Origin of the sequence: Micromonospora sp. NPDC005215 (assembly GCF_040607915.1) — a bacterium.
Lineage (GTDB): Bacteria > Actinomycetota > Actinomycetes > Mycobacteriales > Micromonosporaceae > Micromonospora.
The window spans coordinates 1-18,375 of record NZ_JBEXHQ010000026.1 but is presented as its reverse complement, the minus strand read 5'-3'; the positions used below and the strand labels follow the sequence as shown (position 1 = coordinate 18,375).

Below are 18,375 nucleotides of genomic sequence, written 5' to 3'. Positions count from 1 at the left end.
GTGCTAGGACCGTATCGCGGTGCGGCGAAACGTGGGCGTGTCGTCTCGACAGCCGGTTACCGGCCAATGCTGCTCAGCTCTGCTGGGCCAGGCGATCCTCCACATGCGCCACCTTCGCGGTGAGCGCGTCCGTCACCCCCGGGCGGATGTCGGCCTTGAGCACCACGCTCACCCGGGGCGCCTGCGCGGCCACCACGTCGACCGCCCGCTTGACGACCGCCATCACCTCGTCCCACTCACCCTCGATCGTGGTGAACATGGCATCGGTGCGATTGGGCAGGCCCGAGTCGCGGACCACGCGTACCGCCTCGGCGACCAGGTCACCGACAGACTCACCGACACCGAGCGGGGTTACCGAGAACGCGATAAGCATGCCGCCGATGGTGCCAGGAAAATCGGCTGCGCCGAGGAACGACCAGCCGATAGTGTGCGGGTATGCGCTACTGACGCCCCTTCTCCGAGCCGGCCCGCCGCCCCGCGACGCGGTCCGTGCGCTCCTGGGCGTCCCGCATCCCACCCGCAGTTCGGCGGCGCTGGCCCGGCCCGACCCCGGTGAGCAGTCTCTCTCCCGTTCGACCGTCGCGCGCGGCGGTCACCAGCCGATCCGACCGACCGCCGGAACGCGGGACCGGCCGAGCCGGTCGGCACCGAAGGAGGCCCGGATGCCTGCCAGGCGCAATCCGAAGAAGACCCGTACCCCCAGGGCGACGCCACTCGGCATTAACCCGGCGGCCGAGCACGGCCCGCTCCTACCCACCCGCCCCGACCTCGCCGTCGAACCGGTCGAGCCGGCGGTGCCGGCGCTGCTGGTCGAGCCGGGGTTGCCGGCGCTGCTGGTCGAGCCAGGGCTGCTGGTCGAGCCGGGGCTGCCGGTGGCGGCTGTCTCGGATGCGTTGGCGCTGCCGGTCGACGTGCCGGCGGCGGTCGACGCGCCCGCGGTGGAAGATCTGCCCAAGGCGGCCGGTCGACCGACGGCACCGACGGCGGGTCCGCCGCAGGGTGGCGGCAACCGCTCGGGCAACGGCCGCAGCCAACAGGCCGGCCAGACCCGCCGCTACGCCTTCCGCCGCAGCTGACCGATCCTCCCCGGCCCCGCCGTCCGTGGGCGCTGGAGGGTGACAGCAACATCAGGGATGTAGTGGCCTCCTTCGCCAACGAGGCCACTACATCCCTGATGTTGTGCGGATCTTGCCCGCGGGCAGCGGGCAGCGGGCAGCGGGCGGCGCGCGGACAACCGGGGGTGGGCTCAGCTGATCAGGGGGCGGAAGGTGCCGACCAGGACGCTTGTCGTGAGGGCGGCGCCAGCCAGCACGGCGGCCCCGGCGATGAGGAGCGCGTCGGCGCGGGTGAAGCGTTGGTGGCGGGCCACGGTCCGGGGCGTGCCGGCGTCGAAGCCCCGGGCGTCCATCGCGACGGCGAGGCGGGTGCCCCGGCGGATCGCCCCGACCAGCAGCGCGAACGCGGTGGAGGCGAACAGTCGCAGCTTCGCGACCGGGTTGCGTCCCGCGTCGACGCCGCGTGCGCGTCGGGCCATGCTGATCATCTGCCACTCCTGTCCGAGCAGCGGCACCAGACGAAACGCGGCCAGCGCTCCGATGGCGAACCGGGCCGGCGCCTTCGCGTTCTGGATCAACGCGTCGGCCAGGTCGGTGGGGTCGGTGGTCGCGAAGACGATCACACCGGGCAGGGCCACCGCGAAGACGCGCAGCACCAGCCCGAGCGCGGTGAGCAGCACGCCGGTGCTCACCAGGACCGGTCCCGCGTCCAGCAGGACCCGGCCGGACCGGTCGGCGGCGAAGAGCACCAGGGTGACCAGGATGCCGGCGGCACTGAGGAGCAGCGGCCAGGCCCGCCGGGCCAGCACCCGGTAGCCGATGCCGAACAGCGGCAGCACGGCGAGTTCGAGCGCGATGGCGATCGCCGGGGCCAGTGGGTCCAGGGTGGCGAGCAGGGTGAACGAGAAGACCAGCGCGGCGGCGACCTTCGCCACCGGGTTGCGGCGGGCCAACGGCGCACCGGGCGCGGCGACTGGCTCAATGTTGATCATCGGGCGTCGTCCGCGGCCCGTCGCAGGGTGACGGTTCGGTCGGCGAGCGCGGCCACGAAGTCCGCGTCGTGGGTGACCGCGACCACGCCGTGTCCGGCGTCGCGTAGGTCGGCGAAGAGATCCACAAGCTCCCGCCAGGTCCGCCGGTCCTGACCGAAGGTGGGTTCGTCGCAGATCAGCAGGCGGGGCGCGGTGGCCAGGGCGGTCGCCACGCTCAGCCGCCGCGCCTCACCACCGGAGAGGGTGTACGGGTTGGCGGCGGCGAGGTGGACCAGTCGCAGCCGTTCGAGCAGCCCGGTCACGGTCTCCTTGACGGCCGCCTCGGGCTGACCGGTCCGGCGTGGGCCGAGCGCCAGCTCGTCGAAGACGGTGCTGGTGACGAACTGGTGCTCCGGATCCTGGAAGACCGACCCGATCCGCCGGGCCAGTGCGGGTGCCCGCCAGCGGTGCGGTGGAGTGCGGTGGTCGGTGCCGGCCAGCTCGACGGAGGCGGTGACGCGTCCGCCGCCCGGCCGGAGCAACCCGCCGAGCAGCAACGCCAGGGTGGACTTGCCGGCGCCGTTGGGTCCGCGAACGGCGAGTGCCTCGCCGGCGCGTACCGCCAGGTCGGTGCGGCCCAGCCGGGGTGGCAGGCCGAGCCGGTCGGCGGTGAGCAACAGCTCCCCGGGCGCGGCGGTGGCGGGTCGGGGCGTGCTGGGGTGACCGGGCACCCAGACCCCCTCGGCGGCCAGCGCCGCGCCGTGTGCGGCGAAGACCGCCTCGGGTGTGCCGTCCGCGCGGACCCCGCCGCCCGGTTCCAGGACGATCACCCGGTCGACAAGCGGCAGCGCCTCGGCGACCCGGTGCTCGACCAGGATCAGCGTGGTGTCGGCGTGCAGCGCGCCGGCCACCGCCTGGCGGACGAGGTCGGCCCCGGCCGGATCGAGGTTGGCGGTCGGCTCGTCGAGCAGCAGCAGCTCGGGACGCAACGCCAGCGCGCCGGCCAGGGCGAGGCGTTGCTGCTCGCCGCCGGAGAGCGCGGCGGTGGGGCGGTCCCGGGGGTACGGGAAGCCGACGCGGTGCAGCGCCTCGTCCACCCGGGGCCAGATCTCGTCGGCCGGTACGCCGCGGTTCTCCAGCCCGAACGCGACGTCGTCGCCGCAGCGCGCCATCACCAGTTGGGTTTCCGGGTCCTGGAAGACGATGCCGACCCGTTCCCGCCCCTTGCGCGGGTCGAGCCCGTCGATCTCGACGGTGCCCTCCTGTTCGCCGGAATCCTCCGGCAGCAGCCCCGCCAGCGCGCTGAGCAACGTGCTCTTGCCGGCCCCGGACGGCCCCAGCAGCAGCACCCGCTCCCCAGCCTCAACCCGCAGGTCAACCCCGCGCACAGCCCAGGCGCGCCGCCCGGCATGCCGCCACCCGAACCCCCGCAGCAGTACCCCGCCCACACCCACCCCCTCCCGGCCGCGCCCGTCCCCAGTCCGTTGATCAAGAGGTTCGCGTCAGAGCATCGCCCTCCGTTGACGCGAACCTCTTGATCAACGTCATCGGGTGGGGGTCAGATCAGGGCTCGGTTTCGGCCTACCGGGAAGCGGTCCAGGACGCCGGTGTTGGCCAGGGCCTTCGTCAGCAGCCAACCGCCGACGCCGGCGATCACTGTGGCGCTGACGATGGTGATCAGCGCGTACGGGATGCGGTAGTCGCCTAGCGCGTAGTCGACGTTCCACACGAAGAAGTCGAACAACGCGGCGCTGAGACCGGTCAACGCGCCGGCCAGCATCGCGGTCGGCAGCCGGTACGACCGGTACCGGAAGGCGGCGAACGCCAGCTCGGCGCCGATGCCCTGCACGATGCCCTGCGGGATCACCGTGCCGGCCCACTGGCTGCCCAGCAGTGCGGACAGGACCGCGGCCACCGTCTCGCAGTAGAGCGCGGCGCCGGGCTTGCGGATGACCAGACCGCCGATCACGGCCGGCATCAGCCACACGCCGTAGAGCAGCGTCTGCGCCGGCGGGAAGAACGCGAACGCACCCTCGGTGGCGCTCCAGACCAGGCCCCAGGCCCAGAAGATGACGCCGAAGGCGACAGCGATCACCGAGGCGACCACGATGTCGACCGTCCGCCAACGGCTGGTGTCGGCTGTGGATTTCATGTGTTGCTCCCAGTTCTGCGTGCGAACCAGGAGAAGACGCACGCCGCGCGTCCGGTGGCACCGGACGGCGGCGCGGCTGGAGGTCGACCGAACTCCCTGCGCTGGCATTACCCAGATCAGGTTCGAGGGTCTGCGGGCGTGCCCGCACTCTCAGCGCTGTGCGCTCCCCTGTCGGATGTGAAGTTGTCTCGTCGACGCTAACACCGACCAGGGGTGCCAGCCCAGCAGGGCGTCTGCCCGACTTGGCGTTCAGCCAGCCGTACGCCGACTGGGTAGGCTGACGATCATGCGGGTCGACGCGCGAGGTCTCACGTTCGAGGTAACCGCCGGCGGTCCGTCGGACGGCGTACCCGTCCTGCTGCTGCACGGCTTCCCGCAGCACAGCGGCGAATGGGACGACGTGGTGCCCGCGCTGCACGCGGCCGGGCTGCGCACGTACGCGCTGGACCAGCGCGGGTACTCGCCCGGCGCCCGGCCGACGGCGGTGGCCGACTACCGGATCCCCGAACTGGTCGCCGACGTGGTGGCGGTCCTCGACGCCCTGGGGCTGGACGCCGTCCACCTGGTCGGCCACGACTGGGGCGCGATAGTGGCCTGGGCGGTCGCCGCCGGGCACCCCGACCGGGTCCGCACGCTGACCGCGGTGTCCGTGCCGCATCCGGCAGCCATGGCGTACGCCCTGACCAACGACGGCCAGCAGAAGGCCCGCTCGTCGTACATCACAGTGTTCCGTAAGCCCGGTACGGCGGAGAAGGTGCTGCTGGCGTGGCACGCGACAGCGCTGCGCAGGCTGCTCGGCGGGGTGGGCGACGGGCCCCGGGTGGACCGCTACGCGGCCCCGATGCGCGAGCCGGGGGTGCTCACCGCCGCGCTGAACTGGTACCGGGCGATGTCCCGCGCCGACCTGGCCGGCGTCGGCCCGGTCGCGGTGCCCACCACCTACGTCTGGAGTGACCGGGACGTCGCCATCGGCCGGACCGCCGCCGAGGCGTGCGCGGCGAACGTCACGGGGGCGTACCACTTCGTGCGGTTGCCCGGTGTGAGTCACTGGATTCCGGACACGGCGCCGGGCCCGCTCGCCGAGGCGATCCTGGCTCGGGCCGGCGGGACGACCTGAGCCGTGCGGGTCGGTCAGGAAGGGGCACCGTGACGACGAACACCAGCGGGCCGGGCACTCGACGCTCGCTCGCCGCGCAGCTGCGCCTGCTGGGCGTACGCCCCGGCGGGACGCTGCTGGTGCACGCCTCGCTGCGTACCCTGGGATTCGTCTCCGGCGGGTCGCACGCGGTGGTGCTCGCGTTGCGCGACGCTCTCGGCCCGGACGGCACCATCGTGGTGCCCACCCACACGCCCGACAACAGCGACCCCGCGCAGTGGCGCAATCCGCCGGTGCCGGTGGACTGGTGGCCGCTGATCCGCGCAGAGATGCCGGGCTTCGACCCGGCGGTGACCCCGAGCCGGCACATGGGCGCGGTCGCCGAGACGGTTCGCGGCTGGCCCGGCGCCCTGCGCAGCTCGCATCCGCACGTGTCGTTCGCCGCGCTCGGCCCGGCCGCCGAGCAGGTGGTGGCCGGGCACACCCTGGCCGACATGCTCGGTGCGGGCTCCCCGTTGGCCCGGCTCTACGACCTGGACGCCGACGTCCTGCTGCTCGGCGTGGACCACTCCGTGAGTACCTCGCTGCACCTGGCCGAGTACCGCTGCCCGGGTTCGCCCCGCGAGCGGGTCGGCGCCGCGGTGCGGACCGGCGACGGTGGTCGGGAGTGGGTGTGGTGGCAGGACGTACGGCTCGACGCGGACGACTTCACCGCGCTGGGTACGGACCTGGAGGCCACCGGGGCGGTTCGCACCGGACCGGTCGGCACCGGGACCGGCAGGTTGATGCGCCAGCGGGCGGCGGTCGACTTCGCGACGCGCTGGCTGGACCGGAACCGGACGACGGAGGACGCATGACGGTGAGTGCCGAGGCATATCTGGCCGTGGTGACCGAGACGATCGGCCGGGTGGCCGCCAGCCAGCGGGAGGCGGTGGGACGGGCCGCCGACCTGATCGCCGACGCCGTCCGCGCCGACGGGGTGGTGCACGCGTTCGGCACCGGGCACTCCGAGGCTCTCGCCATGGAGATCGCCGGCCGGGCGGGGGGTCTGGTGCCGACCAACCGGATCGCGCTGCGTGACCTGGTGCTGCTCGGCGGCGAACCGGCCGAGCGGCTCGGCCCGCTGCTGGAGCGGGACCCGGCGGTCGCGCACCGGCTCTACGAGTTGGCGCCGGTGCGGCCCACCGACGTCTTCGTGCTGGCCTCGAACTCCGGGGTCAACGGCGCGATGGTGGAGTTCGCCACGCTGGTCAAGGAACGCGGCCACGCCCTGGTGGCGATCACCTCCGCGCAGCACTCGGGCCGGATGACCTCCCGCCACCCGTCCGGGCGCAAGCTGGCCGACCTCGCCGACGTCGTGCTCGACAACGGCGCGCCGTACGGTGACGCGACGCTGCCGCTGCCCGGCGGCGGCGCGGTCGGCGCGGTCTCCTCGATCACCGCGGCGCTGCTGGCCCAGCAGGTGACGGTGGAGGTGGTGGCCCGGCTGCTGGCGGCGGGAGAGCGGCCGCCGGTCTACCTGTCGGCGAACATCCCCGACGGCGACGCGCACAACACGGAGCTGGAGGCCCGGTACGCCGGTCGGATCCGACGCGGGTCCTGAGGCCGTCGCGGGGCGAGCGGTCGCCGCGACTCCGCAGCCGACAGGCGTTGCCGGTCGTCCGGCAGCGGTTCGCGTGGCCGGCGACGTGTGAACCGGTGATGAACAGCGAATGTCGTGAAGCCGTTTCGCGCTCAGCCGGGTGGGGCATTGGCGTTGCTGCCGGCGGCCGGGACCGCCGGCAGTAGCGTCGCACCGGAGGTAGCGCGTGTCCAAGGAGACCGAGAAGCAGCGTTGGCAGCGTAATTTCGCCGACCTGTTGCAGGAGTTGCGGGTCGCACAGACGGGCGTGCAGATCCTCTTCGCCTTCCTGCTCACCCTGCCGTTCAGCAACGGGTTCACCCAAACCAGCGAGTTCCAACGCGACGTCTACATCGTCGCGCTGCTCGCGGCGGCCGCCGCCACCGCGATGATCATTTCACCGGTGGCGTTCCACCGGGCGTTGTTCCGGCAGGGGCGCAAGCCGGAGCTGGTGCGCTACGCACACCGGATGGCCACCGGTGGTCTCGCCTTCATGCTGATCGCGATGGTCAGCGCGGTGCTGCTGATCACCGACTTCGTGCTGGACCGGCCGATCGCCTTCGTGCTCAGCGCGCTGACCGGGCTCTGGTTCGTCACATTCTGGGCGGCCCTGCCGTTCGCCCGCCGCAACTGGGGTGAGGACGACATCGACGACGAGGACGACGACCCGGACGAGGTCGCCGACCGCTGACCGAGGCAGACCTCCACGAGTGCTACCCCTGGGTAACACCCGGGGGTAACGTGACGGTAGTCGCACACGTCGAGCAGCCGCACCGAGGTTCGAGGGGGCAGCCGTGACCACGACAAAGGACGACCGACCAGCACCGGACGGCCCGGATTCCGAAACCACAGCGCAGACCGCCGGGGCCGCCGCACCGCTGCGGGCCGAGGCCGGGCAGGTCTCCGAGAAGGAGGCCCGGCGGGTCGCCGAGGCCGCTCGCGAGTCCTCCTGGGACCGGCCCAGCTTCGGCAAGGAGTTGTTCCTCGGCCGCTTCCGGCTCGACCTGATCGACCCCTGGCCCCAGTCCGATCCGGACGACGTGGCCCGCGCCGAGGAGTTCCTCTGCCGGTTCCGCGCCTTCCTCACCTCCGAGGTGGACGGGGCGGCCATCGAACGCGACGCGTCCATTCCGGACTCGGTGTTCCACGGCCTGGCCGACCTCGGCGCGTTCGGCATGAAGATCGACCGGAAGTACGGCGGGCTCGGGCTGAGCAACCTGCACTACTGCCGGGCGCTGATGCTGGTCGGCTCGGTCAGCCCGGCCATCGGCGCGCTGCTCTCCGCGCACCAGTCGATCGGGGTGCCACAGCCACTGAAGATGTTCGGCACCGCCGAGCAGAAACAGCGCTTCCTGCCCCGGCTCGCCGCCGGCGAGGTGTCCGCGTTCCTGCTCACCGAACCGGACGTCGGCTCCGACCCGGCCCGGCTGGCCACCGTCGCCGAGCCGACCGAGGACGGCACCGGCTACCGGCTCAACGGGGTGAAGCTCTGGGCCACCAACGGCATCGTGGCCACCCTGCTGGTGGTGATGGCCCGGGTGCCGGCCACCGAGGGGCGGCGGGGTGGGATCACCGCGTTCGTGGTGGACGGCGACAGCGCCGGCATCACCGTCGAGCGGCGCAACGAGTTCATCGGCCTGCGTGGCCTGGAAAACAGCCTCACCCGGTTCCACGACGTGTTCGTGCCCGCCGAGAACGTCATCGGCGGCGAGGGCAAGGGGCTGAAGATCGCCCTGACCACGCTGAACACCGGCCGCCTGTCACTCCCGGCGATGTGCGTGGGCGCCGGCAAGTGGGCGCTGAACGTGGCCCGGGGCTGGGCCGCCGACCGGGTCCAGTGGGGCCGGCCGGTGGGTGAGCACGAGGCGGTCGCGCAGAAGCTCTCCTTCATCGCCGCCACCACGTACGGCATGGAGACCATGCTCGACCTGTGTTGCCTGCTCGCCGACGACGACCGCAACGACATCCGGATCGAGGCCGCGCTGGTCAAGCTGTACGCCAGCGAGATGGCCTGGAAGATCGCCGACGAACTGGTGCAGATCCGGGGCGGGCGCGGCTACGAGACGGCCGACTCGCTGGCCGCCCGCGGCGAACGTCCGGCCGCCGTCGAACAGATGCTGCGCGACCTGCGGATCAACCGGATCTTCGAGGGTTCCACCGAGATCATGCACCTGCTGATCGCGCGGGAGGCGGTCGACGCCCACCTGTCGGTGGCCGGCGACATCATCGACCCGGACGCGGGGCTGGGCCGCAAGGCGCGCGCCGGCGCCCGAGCCGGTGCCTTCTACGCCAGGTGGCTGCCCACGTTGGCCGTGGGCCGGGGGCAGAGCCCATCGGCGTACGCCGAGTTCGGGCCGCTCGCCGCGCACCTGCGGCAGGTGGAGCGGTCGTCGCGCAAGCTGGCCCGGTCGACGTTCTACGCGATGTCCCGGTGGCAGGGAAAGATGGAGCGTAAGCAGGCGTTCCTCGGGCGCGTGGTGGACATCGGCGCCGAGTTGTTCGCGATGTCCGCGGTCTGCGTCCGGGCGCAGTCCGAGCGGGACAGCCGCCCGGAAAATGTCGAGCTGGCCGACCTGTTCTGCCGGCAGGCGCGGGTGCGGGTGGATGCCCTGTTCTCGGCCCTCTGGGACAACACCGACTCGGTCGACACCGCCGCCGCGAAGCGGATCCTCGCCGGCCGTTACGTGGGCCTGGAGGAGGGCGTGATCACCCCATCCGACGAGCTGCCCTGGGTGGCCGGCTGGTCGCCCGGCCCGTCCACCGCCGAGGACGTCCGCCGCCGCATCCCGCCAAAGCCGTGACCAGGCCGCCCGGCGTCATGCCTGGCCGTGACCAGTCCGCCCGGCGTCATGCCGGGCCGTGGCCAGGCCGCCCGGCGTCATGCCGGGCCGTGACCAGTCCGCCCGGCGTCATGCCTAACCGTGGCCGTGCCGCCCGGCGTCATGTGCCGTGACCAGGCCGCCCGCGTCATGTGCCGAGGCCGCGCCGCTCGGTGCTACTCGCCGTGACCGCGCCGCCCGGCTACTCCTGGCCGGGCCGGCCGCGGCGGTGATGGCGCAGGTCAGCGGGCGACCGCGAAGGCCAGCACGGCCGCCAGGATCAGGCCGTTGAGCACCGCCAGACCCAGGTACGCCGTGGGTGGGATCTTCTTGCCCCGGCGGACGAAGGAGACCAGGACGGCGGCGTAGCCGAGCAGCAGGACGGCGATGACGACCAGGAAGTAGAACACCCGAAGACCTTAACGGTCCCGGCCGCGCGGACCGACGTGGCGCGGTGGTCGGACCGCCGTTGCGTTGATCAGGAGATGGAAAGTAGGTCAGAGGAGGCACGAGGACCTACTTCTCATCACTTGATCACGGCACGAGCGGTGGTTGCCGGCACCCGTGGTCGAGTGGTCGAGGGGCGTCAGCGGTCCCGGCCGCGCAGGCCGAGGTGGCGCAGCTCCAGCGCGGCCAGCGCGTCGACTGTCGCGTCGTCGCCGCGCCGCCACGCCTCGGCCACGTCCGGACCGATCCGGGTCAGCCGGCCCAGCGGCTGGGTGGCCAACGCGCGCAGGGCGAGCAGGTCCCGGCCGGCCGGCCCGGCGGCCAGCTTCGCGGCCGACCCGGCCCGGCGCATCCAGCGCAGCCGCAGCGGTAGCCAACCGAACAGCACCAGGCCGAGCGGGAAGATGAGCACCGCGATGGTGAGGGCGAGGGCGAGTTGGTCGACGAGGTGCTGCTGGTCGCGGCCGGCGTCGGCGAGCCCCCGGGCAGCGTCCGCGGCCCGCTGGAAGGGCGCGGTCAGCTCGTCGCCGACCAGCGGCACCCGGCGAACCTTTCCGCCGGCGTCGGCGAGGTTGTCGGCGAGGCCGCTGCCGGCACCCTCCAACTTCTGCCCCGGTACGGCGAGCTTCTGCACGAGGTCGTGCAGCCACAGCGCGCCGCGGATCGCCACGTACACCCAGGCGACGACGAGCAGGTCGGTGAGCAACTGACGGGCGGCGGTCGGAAACCGATCGGCATAGATTTTCACGCCGGACAGCGTGTCACGAACCGAGCGGTCCCGACACGGTCGAATTTAGCCGCCGGAACTCTCGACGCGCCCTTCCGGTCGGGGTGAGGCGGCAACCTCAGGGCCACGGCCTGCCGTGAGGAGCGGCGGTCAGTGGGCGCAGGCGGGGCAGGTGCCGAAGATTTCCAGGGTGTGGCTGACGTCGGCATAGCCGTGCTGCGCGGCGACCCGGTCGGCCCAGCTCTCCACCGCGGGCCCGGCCACCTCCACGGTGCTTCCGCAGACCCGGCAGACCAGGTGGTGATGGTGCCCCTCGCTGCACCGGCGGTAGAGGTGCTCGCCGCCCGGTGGTCGCATCACGTCGATCTCGCCCGCGTCGGCCAGCCCTTGCAGGGTGCGGTAGACGGTGGTCAGGCCGACCCGCTCGCCGCGCTGCCGCAGCATCGCGTGCAGGTCCTGGGCGCTGTGGAAGCCTTCCATCTCGGCCAGCAGCGCGCTCACCGCCGAACGCTGCCGGGTGTTGCGCACCGCGGCGCCGTTCTCGCTCATGATCCCTCCCCGGCGTGGCTGACCGCGTCCGCCACGATGTGCGCGACGTGCTCGTCGACCAGGCTGTAGGCGATCTCCCGACCTCGGCGGGAACCCCGCACCACACCCGCGCCGCGCAGCACCCGCAGATGCTGGGAGACCAGTGGTTGCGCGGCACCGAGTTTGTCCACCAGCTCGTGCACGCACCGCTCACCGCTGGCCAGTTCGCTGACAATGGCCAACCGGATGGGCGCCGACAGGGCGCGGAGCAACTCGCTGGCCCCGTCGAACCCCTCATAGCCCGTCGCGCTGGTCATCCTGCAACGGTAACCAACACCACCGTCATCTCCCCGTTCAGGATCGGCCCAGCACGACCTCGTGCGGTTCCGCCGCCGGCGCGGCGGCCGGCGTCGACCGCCGGCGCAGGGCCCGCCAGACCCCACCGGCGACGGCGACCACCAGGAACGACGCGATCGCCACCAGCACCACCGAGGCGCCCGGCGCGGTGTTCGCCGTGGCCGCCACCCAGACACCGGAGCCGGCGGCGAAGAGCCCGAGTGCCATCGCGGCCGTCATGGTGCTGCGGAAACCCCGGGTGACCTGCTGGGCGGTGGCGACCGGCACCACCATCAGCGCGCTGATCAGCAGCACTCCGACGGCCCGCATCGCGATGGTCACGGTGACGGCGGTGGAGACCGCGATCAGCAGGTTCAGCGTGCGTACCGGCAGGCCGGACACCCGGGCGTACTCCTCGTCGTGGCTGACCGCGAAGAGCGCCGGGCGCAACGCGATCATCGTGACCAGGATCGCCGCGCCGAGCACCGCGATGGTGATCAGGTCGTTGGGCGAGATGGTGGTCAGCGACCCGAACAGGTAGGCGTTGAGGTTCGCGCTTGTCGCGTTGGAGAGGCCGACCAGCAGCACGCCGCCCGCGATGCCGCCGTAGAAGAGCAGAGCCAGAGCCAGGTCACCGGAGGTACGCCCACGGGCGCGCACGATCTCGATGGCGATCGCGCCGATGGTGGCGGCGATCACCGCGACCAGCACCGGCGAGCGGTTGAGCAGCAGCCCGGCCCCGACGCCGGTCAGCGCGACGTGCCCGACACCGTCGCCGATCAACGCCAGCCGGCGCTGCACCAGGTAGATGCCGAGCGCCGGCGCGGCCAGGCCGATCACCAGCGCGCCGATCAGGGCACGCTGCATGTAGGGGTACTGGAAGAGTTCCATGTGTCAGTTGCTCCACAGCCCGGCGGGCTCGTCGTAGCAGTGCGGGTGCACGTGGTCGTGGTCGGGCTCCGCGTGGTGCCCGGCCGGGTCCGGCACCGCGCCGTCGTGGGCGATGCGACCCTCGTGGACGACGACCGCCCGGCTGATCACCGGTCGCAGTGGGCCCAGTTCGTGGGCGACCAGCAGCACCGTCCCGCCGTCGGCGACGAAGTCGCGCAGCGCGTCGGCGAACGCCTCCTGGCTGGCCGCGTCCACCCCGGCGGTGGGCTCGTCGAGGACCAGCAGCTCCGGCTGGCCGGCCAGGGCGCGGGCGATCAGGGTGCGCTGCTGCTGGCCGCCGGAGAGGGTGGAGACCGGGTCGCCGGCCCGGTCGGCGAGCCCGACGGCGAGCAGCGCGGCGTCGACGGCGGCCCGGTCGGCCCGACCCGGCGGACGCAGCACCCCTCGACGGGCCAGCCGGCCGGAGGCCACCACCTCGCGGACGGTGGCCGGTACGCCACCGCCGGCGCCCAGGCGCTGCGGGACGTACCCGATGCGCGCCCACTGCCGGAACCGGCGCAACGGCCGGTCGAAGAGGGTGACCGAGCCGGCGCTGATCGGCACCAGCCCGAGCACGGCGCGGATCAGGGTGGACTTGCCGGAGCCGTTGGCCCCGAGCACGGCGACCACCTCACCGGCGGTGACGGTGAGTGAGATGTCCCGGAGCACGGGGCGGCCGTCGTAGCCGACCACCCCGTGCTCGACGGAGATGACAGGTGTGGTCACGAGCAGCTCAGGGCCGTCTGCAGGGTCCGCAGGTTGGTGCGCATGACCGAAAGGTAGTCCCCGTCGCTGCCGGCGGCGAGCCCTTCGATCGGGTCGAGCACGGCGGTCTTCGCGCCGACCTGACCGGCGATGGTCTCGGCGACCTTCGGGCTGACCAGGGTCTCGAAGAAGATCGTGGTGGCGTGGTGTTCCTTCGCCTCCTCGATCGCGTGCGCGAGGCGCTGCGGCGAGGGCTCGACGTCGGGGCTCAGCCCGGTGATGCCGACCTGGTCGAGCTGGTACCGGTCGGCGAGGTAGCCGAACGCGGCGTGGCTGGTCACGATCTCCCGCCGCTGGCAGGTCGCCAGACCGTTCTTGAACTCGCCGTCCAGGGCCGTCAGGTCGGCGCGCAGCGCCGCCGCCCGGGCGTTGTAGTCGGCGGCGTGCTTCGCGTCGGCCTTGCCGAGCCGCTGGGCGAGCTGGTCACCGATGCCGGCCAACCGGGTCGGGTCGAGCCAGACGTGCGGGTCCTTGGCGGCGCCCTCCTCGGCGTGCTCCTCCTCGCCCTCGTGGTTGTGCCCGCCGGCGGTCGCGTCCAACAGTGGCTGCACGCTCGTCACGTCGAACGCCCGGTCGCCGCCGTTCTGCGCGACGGCGTCGTCCACGGCCGGCTGGAACCCCTTGAGGTAGACGATCAGCTCGGCCTCGCTGACCTGGCCGACCTGGCTCGGGTTGAGTTCCAGGTCGTGCGGTTCGGCGCCGGGCTTGGCAAGGTTGGTCACCCGGACCGCGTCGCCGCCAATGCGTTCGGCCAGGAACTGCAGGGGATAGAACGCGGCCACCACGTCGACCCGTTGGGGGTCGGCGCCGCCGGCGCTGGTGGAGCAGCCGGCCGCGGCACCCAGGGCGAGCAGGGCGGTCGCGGCGGCCAGGACACGGGACGTGGTGCGGTTACTCATGTTTTCAACTGTCCGTGGCAACGATAATGATTGTCAAAAACGCATGATTGCATGTCAGAGCAGCTTGGCGAGGCCCACCGTCACCAGCAGGGTGAGCATCACCAGTCGAATCAGCCGGGTCTGCGGCGCCTGAACCGCCCAGGTCGTCGCCAACAGGGCGATCAGGACGGCGGCGAGCGCGAGCGTCAGCAGCCCGCCGATCACCCCCGGCGTGAAGAACGCCACAAGCACCACCACCAGGGTGAGCAGGAACACCGACGTCGGGTTGGCCCCGGCCAACCGGGCCAACAGAGGGCGCTGCGTACGCTGCATTCCACAGACTCTACGAGGAGGGACACCCGTTGCTGGTGACCAACCGGTTCGTGGTCGACGTCGATGTCGCCGACGACTTCACCGAACGGGCGCACGCCGCCCTCACCGCACTGGCCGCCTGCCCCGGCTACCTGCGCGGTCAACTGGTCCGGGCGCTCGACGACCCCCGGTGCTGGTCGCTGGTCACCGAATGGGAGTCGGTCGGCACCTACCGGCGGGCACTGGGCGCCTTCGAGGTCAAGGTCAGCGCCGTGCCGCTGCTCGCCGAGTCGGTCGACGAACCCTCCGCGTACGAGGCGCTGGCCACCGCGGCCCCCGGCGGAGCAGTGGTCGTCGCCGAGAGTGATCGGGCTGCGGGTCCTTACCGCTGAGCCGCCGGACACTACGCTGCTCCTATGACCGCACCCGCCCCGCCACCCGGTCCCGGGGTGGCTCCGCCGTTCGCCGCGCCGCCCACCGAGGGTCGCCGGACTCGGCTCTGGATCGGCCTCGGCATCGGCGCGCTCGCCGTGGTGCTCTGCTGTGGCGGGGGCGGCAGTGCCGTCATCGGCCTGGCCGTCACCGGCGTGCAGGCGATCCGGGAACAGGCCCGCACCGTGACCGGCGACTACTACCAGGCGCTTGTCGAGCGGAACTACGGGCGGGCGTACGAGCAGCTCTGCGACGACGCGCAGCGGCGCGAGTCCCGGCCCGAGTTCGAACGGCGTGCCGCCGCCGAGCCCCAGGTGGCAACCTTTCGGGTGGGTGAGGTGGACAGCGTCAACCTGACAGTGCCGGTCGACGTGACCCTCGACGGCGGCGACCGGGAACAGCAGCAGGTCAGTCTGGGCCGGGACGGGCAGACCGGCGGCGTGGAGGTCTGCGGGGTCAGCTGACCCGCCCCCGGTATTCTGCTGGGCTCAGGGCGACGGTGGTCGTACCGTTGTCCCGAACCGACCGATCCATCCACATCTCGCCCCCGCCGACCGCCAGCCGGCGTAGGAGGAAACATGCCAGCCGACCGTATCGACGCCGTCGTCAGCCTCGCCAAGCGTCGAGGCTTCGTCTTCCCCTCCAGTGAAATCTACGGAGGCACCCGATCGGCGTGGGACTACGGCCCGCTCGGTGTGGAGCTCAAGGAGAACGTCCGCCGGCAGTGGTGGAAGACCATGGTCCAGCAGCGTGACGACGTGGTCGGCCTCGACTCCGCCGTGATCCTGTCCCGCAAGGTGTGGGAGGCGTCCGGCCACATCGCCGAGTTCGTCGACCCGCTCACCGAGTGCCAGTTCTGCCACAAGCGGTTCCGGGCGGACCACCTGGAGGAGGCGTACGCCGAGAAGCACGGCAAGCCGCTGACCTCACTCGCCGAGCTGAACTGCCCCAACTGCGGCAACAAGGGCACCTTCACCGAGCCGAAGATGTTCAACGGCCTGATGAAGACCTACCTGGGCCCGGTGGAGAGCGACGAGGGGCTGCACTACCTGCGCCCGGAGACCGCGCAGGGCATCTTCGTCAACTACAAGAACGTGGAGACGGTCGCCCGGAAGAAGCCGCCGTTCGGCATCGCCCAGACCGGCAAGTCGTTCCGCAACGAGATCACCCCGGGCAACTTCATCTTCCGGACCCGCGAGTTCGAGCAGATGGAGATGGAGTTCTTCGTCGAGCCGGGCACCGACGAGCAGTGGCACGAGTACTGGCTCCAGGAGCGCTGGAACTGGTACATCGACCTCGGCCTTTCGGCGGACAACCTGCGCCTCTTCGAGCACCCCGCCGAGAAGCTCTCGCACTACTCGAAGCGGACGGTGGACATCGAGTACCGCTTCCAGTTCGGCGGCACCGAGTTCGCCGAGCTGGAGGGTGTGGCCAACCGCACCGACTTCGACCTCTCCACGCACAGCAAGCACTCCGGCGTCGACCTGTCGTACTTCGACCAGACCAAGAGTGAGCGCTGGATGCCGTACGTCATCGAGCCCGCCGCCGGTCTGACCCGCGCGGTGCTCGCCTTCCTGCTGGAGGCGTACGACGAGGACGAGGCGCCGAACACCAAGGGTGGCGTGGACAAGCGCACGGTGATGCGGTTCGACCCTCGGTTGGCGCCGGTCAAGGTGGCGGTGCTGCCGTTGTCGCGCAACGAGGCGTTGTCGCCCAAGGCGAAGGACCTCGCCACGCTGCTGCGCAAGCGCTGGGTGGTGGAGTTCGACGACTCGCAGGCGATCGGCCGCCGCTACCGCCGGCAGGACGAGATCGGCACCCCGTTCTGCGTGACCGTCGACTTCGACACGCTTGACGACAACGCCGTGACGGTACGCAACCGGGACACCATGGCCCAGGAGCGGGTCTCCCTGGACCAGGTCGAGCGCTACCTGATCGAGCGCCTCCCCGGCTGCTGAGACGCTGCGCACGGGGCCTCGCCCGACGCGACGAGCGCCGGTCGGGGCCCCGTACACTTGTCCGGTGCCTGCCTCGACCATGCCCGCGCTGCGCCCGTTGACTCTCGGGCCGCACCAGGTGTGGCCGCCGGTGGTGCTCGCGCCGATGGCCGGGATCACCAACGTCGGCTTCCGCCGGCTCTGCCGGGAGCAGGGCGGCGGCATCTACGTCTGCGAGATGATCACCACCCGGGCGCTGGTCGAGCGGAACCCGAAGACACTGCACATGATCGCGTTCGGCGACGACGAGAAGCCGCGCAGCCTCCAGCTCTACGGCACCGATCCGGAGATCACCGCCGCCGCCGTCCGGATCATCGTGGAACGCGACCTGGCCGACCACATCGACCTCAACTTCGGTTGCCCCGTACCCAAGGTCACCCGGCGTGGTGGCGGCGCGGCGCTGCCGTGGCGGCGCCGGCTCTTCGCCCGGCTGGTGCGGGCCGCGGTGGACGCCGCGGCGCCGGCCGGGGTGCCGGTCACGGTCAAGATGCGCAAGGGCATCGACGATGACCACCTGACGTACGTCGAAGCCGGGCTCGCCGCCCAGGAGGCCGGCGTGGCCGCGGTGGCCCTGCACGGGCGGACGGCTGCGCAGCGCTACTCGGGCACCGCCGACTGGGACGCGATCGCCACCCTGAAGCAGGCCCTCGACGTGCCGGTGCTCGGCAACGGTGACATCTGGGAGGCCGACGACGCGCTGCGGATGGTCGCGCACACCGGGGTCGACGGCGTGGTCGTCGGGCGTGGCTGCCTGGGTCGCCCATGGCTCTTCGCCGACCTGGAAGCCGCCTTCAACGGCCGGTCGGAGCGGCGACTGCCCACCCTCGGCGAGGTGGCGTTGACCATGCGTCGGCACGCCGAGCTGCTTGTCGACCAGTTCGTGGCCGCCGCCCGCAACCCGGCCCGGGGCGAACGGGACGGCTGCGCCGATTTCCGCAAGCACGTCGCCTGGTACCTCAAGGGCTTCCCGGTCGGCGGCGAACTGCGCCGCTCGCTGGCGATGATCGAAAGCCTGGCTCAACTCGACGACCTGCTCGGCAAGCTCGACCCGACCGAGCCGTTCCCGCTGACCGCCCTGGGTCAGCCCCGTGGGCGCACCAACTCGCCGGGCAAGGTCTTCCTGCCGGATGGTTGGCTGGCCAGCCGGGACGACGACGCCGTCCCCGAGGGCGCCGAAATGGACGACTCCGGCGGCTGAGCCCCGGGCTGGCTGGGCCCCGGGCTGGCTGGGCCCCGGGCTGGCTGGGCCCCGGGCTGGCTGGGCCCCGGGCTGGCTGGGCCCCGGGCTGGCTGGGCCCCGGGCTGGCTG

Annotated in this window: 22 protein-coding genes and 1 riboswitch; of the genes, 10 read left to right on the top strand and 12 right to left on the bottom strand. The window is 72.1% G+C overall.

Annotation, left to right across the window (positions count from 1 at the left end; all coding sequences use genetic code 11):
* Window positions 1-73: 73 nt before the first annotated feature.
* Entirely contained in the window at window positions 74-373 is a 300-nt protein-coding gene (locus ABZU25_RS19925) for an MTH1187 family thiamine-binding protein (protein ID WP_355030837.1), read from the bottom strand.
* 289 nt (window positions 374-662) lie between these two features.
* Between ABZU25_RS19925 and ABZU25_RS19920 the strand changes: the two genes are divergently transcribed.
* Window positions 663-1,076, top strand: coding sequence for a hypothetical protein (locus ABZU25_RS19920; RefSeq protein WP_355030836.1), 414 nt, complete (start codon window positions 663-665; stop codon window positions 1,074-1,076).
* Between the two features lie 170 nt (window positions 1,077-1,246).
* Here ABZU25_RS19920 and ABZU25_RS19915 read toward each other — a convergent pair whose 3' ends face one another.
* From ABZU25_RS19915 to ABZU25_RS19905, 3 genes are all read right to left on the bottom strand, one after another.
* On the bottom strand, window positions 1,247-2,047 hold the full coding sequence (locus tag ABZU25_RS19915) for an energy-coupling factor transporter transmembrane component T (RefSeq protein WP_355030835.1): 801 nt from the start codon (window positions 2,045-2,047) through the stop codon (window positions 1,247-1,249).
* Window positions 2,044-3,474, bottom strand: a complete 1,431-nt coding sequence (locus tag ABZU25_RS19910) for an ATP-binding cassette domain-containing protein (RefSeq protein WP_355030834.1) — start codon at window positions 3,472-3,474, stop codon at window positions 2,044-2,046. The genes ABZU25_RS19915 and ABZU25_RS19910 overlap by 4 nt, the downstream gene beginning before the upstream one ends.
* 110 nt (window positions 3,475-3,584) lie before the next feature.
* Window positions 3,585-4,178 carry an ECF transporter S component gene (locus ABZU25_RS19905; RefSeq protein ID WP_355030833.1) on the bottom strand — a complete coding sequence of 198 codons (594 nt, stop codon included), beginning with the start codon at window positions 4,176-4,178 and terminating at the stop codon, window positions 3,585-3,587.
* A gap of 75 nt (window positions 4,179-4,253) precedes the next feature.
* A riboswitch (TPP riboswitch) is annotated at window positions 4,254-4,358 on the bottom strand.
* Window positions 4,359-4,464: 106 nt separating this feature from the next.
* Between ABZU25_RS19905 and ABZU25_RS19900 the strand changes: the two genes are divergently transcribed.
* From ABZU25_RS19900 to ABZU25_RS19880, 5 genes are all read left to right on the top strand, one after another.
* Window positions 4,465-5,295, top strand: coding sequence for an alpha/beta fold hydrolase (locus ABZU25_RS19900; RefSeq protein WP_355030832.1), 831 nt, complete (start codon window positions 4,465-4,467; stop codon window positions 5,293-5,295).
* A 29-nt stretch (window positions 5,296-5,324) separates the two neighbouring features.
* Window positions 5,325-6,131 carry an AAC(3) family N-acetyltransferase gene (locus ABZU25_RS19895; protein ID WP_355030831.1) on the top strand — a complete coding sequence of 269 codons (807 nt, stop codon included), beginning with the start codon at window positions 5,325-5,327 and terminating at the stop codon, window positions 6,129-6,131.
* Window positions 6,128-6,877 carry an SIS domain-containing protein gene (locus ABZU25_RS19890; protein ID WP_355030830.1) on the top strand — a complete coding sequence of 250 codons (750 nt, stop codon included), beginning with the start codon at window positions 6,128-6,130 and terminating at the stop codon, window positions 6,875-6,877. The genes ABZU25_RS19895 and ABZU25_RS19890 overlap by 4 nt, the downstream gene beginning before the upstream one ends.
* A 205-nt stretch (window positions 6,878-7,082) precedes the next feature.
* The gene (locus ABZU25_RS19885) at window positions 7,083-7,586 is read left to right on the top strand and encodes a DUF6328 family protein (protein ID WP_355030829.1); all 504 of its coding nucleotides are present in this window, start codon (window positions 7,083-7,085) and stop codon (window positions 7,584-7,586) included.
* Between the two features lie 103 nt (window positions 7,587-7,689).
* Window positions 7,690-9,696 (top strand): acyl-CoA dehydrogenase family protein, encoded by a 2,007-nt coding sequence (locus ABZU25_RS19880; RefSeq protein ID WP_355030828.1) that lies wholly within the window; start codon window positions 7,690-7,692, stop codon window positions 9,694-9,696.
* A 260-nt stretch (window positions 9,697-9,956) separates the two neighbouring features.
* Here the strand turns inward: ABZU25_RS19880 and ABZU25_RS19875 are convergent, their stop codons facing one another.
* The 8 genes from ABZU25_RS19875 to ABZU25_RS19840 all read right to left on the bottom strand — a co-directional run bounded on the left by ABZU25_RS19875 (window position 9,957) and on the right by ABZU25_RS19840 (window position 14,658).
* Window positions 9,957-10,124: a hypothetical protein gene (locus ABZU25_RS19875; RefSeq protein WP_355030827.1), complete on the bottom strand. Its 168-nt coding sequence runs from the start codon at window positions 10,122-10,124 to the stop codon at window positions 9,957-9,959.
* 176 nt (window positions 10,125-10,300) lie between these two features.
* Window positions 10,301-10,909 carry a hypothetical protein gene (locus ABZU25_RS19870; protein ID WP_355030826.1) on the bottom strand — a complete coding sequence of 203 codons (609 nt, stop codon included), beginning with the start codon at window positions 10,907-10,909 and terminating at the stop codon, window positions 10,301-10,303.
* Window positions 10,910-11,038: 129 nt separating this feature from the next.
* The gene (locus tag ABZU25_RS19865; protein ID WP_355030825.1) at window positions 11,039-11,437 is read right to left on the bottom strand and encodes a Fur family transcriptional regulator; all 399 of its coding nucleotides are present in this window, start codon (window positions 11,435-11,437) and stop codon (window positions 11,039-11,041) included.
* Window positions 11,434-11,733 carry a metalloregulator ArsR/SmtB family transcription factor gene (locus tag ABZU25_RS19860; RefSeq protein WP_355030824.1) on the bottom strand — a complete coding sequence of 100 codons (300 nt, stop codon included), beginning with the start codon at window positions 11,731-11,733 and terminating at the stop codon, window positions 11,434-11,436. Before ABZU25_RS19860 ends, ABZU25_RS19865 begins: the two co-directional genes overlap by 4 nt.
* A gap of 37 nt (window positions 11,734-11,770) precedes the next feature.
* Window positions 11,771-12,643 carry a metal ABC transporter permease gene (locus ABZU25_RS19855; protein WP_355030823.1) on the bottom strand — a complete coding sequence of 291 codons (873 nt, stop codon included), beginning with the start codon at window positions 12,641-12,643 and terminating at the stop codon, window positions 11,771-11,773.
* A gap of 3 nt (window positions 12,644-12,646) precedes the next feature.
* A complete protein-coding gene (locus ABZU25_RS19850; protein WP_355030822.1) occupies window positions 12,647-13,408 on the bottom strand; it encodes a metal ABC transporter ATP-binding protein in 762 nt (253 codons plus the stop codon).
* Complete coding sequence (locus ABZU25_RS19845; RefSeq protein WP_355030821.1) at window positions 13,405-14,346, bottom strand: metal ABC transporter substrate-binding protein; 942 nt, start codon at window positions 14,344-14,346, stop codon at window positions 13,405-13,407. Before ABZU25_RS19845 ends, ABZU25_RS19850 begins: the two co-directional genes overlap by 4 nt.
* A gap of 54 nt (window positions 14,347-14,400) precedes the next feature.
* A complete protein-coding gene (locus ABZU25_RS19840) occupies window positions 14,401-14,658 on the bottom strand; it encodes a hypothetical protein (protein ID WP_347659603.1) in 258 nt (85 codons plus the stop codon).
* A 29-nt stretch (window positions 14,659-14,687) separates the two neighbouring features.
* Here ABZU25_RS19840 and ABZU25_RS19835 point away from each other — a divergent pair, with 29 nt between their 5' ends.
* From ABZU25_RS19835 to dusB, 4 genes are all read left to right on the top strand, one after another.
* A complete protein-coding gene (locus ABZU25_RS19835) occupies window positions 14,688-15,029 on the top strand; it encodes an antibiotic biosynthesis monooxygenase (RefSeq protein WP_355030820.1) in 342 nt (113 codons plus the stop codon).
* A 24-nt stretch (window positions 15,030-15,053) separates the two neighbouring features.
* Window positions 15,054-15,533, top strand: coding sequence for a hypothetical protein (locus ABZU25_RS19830; RefSeq protein ID WP_355030819.1), 480 nt, complete (start codon window positions 15,054-15,056; stop codon window positions 15,531-15,533).
* A gap of 114 nt (window positions 15,534-15,647) precedes the next feature.
* On the top strand, window positions 15,648-17,027 hold the full coding sequence (locus tag ABZU25_RS19825) for a glycine--tRNA ligase (protein WP_355030818.1): 1,380 nt from the start codon (window positions 15,648-15,650) through the stop codon (window positions 17,025-17,027).
* A 79-nt stretch (window positions 17,028-17,106) separates the two neighbouring features.
* Window positions 17,107-18,264, top strand: a complete 1,158-nt coding sequence (gene dusB / locus ABZU25_RS19820) for a tRNA dihydrouridine synthase DusB (protein WP_355030917.1) — start codon at window positions 17,107-17,109, stop codon at window positions 18,262-18,264.
* Window positions 18,265-18,375 lie beyond the last annotated feature (111 nt).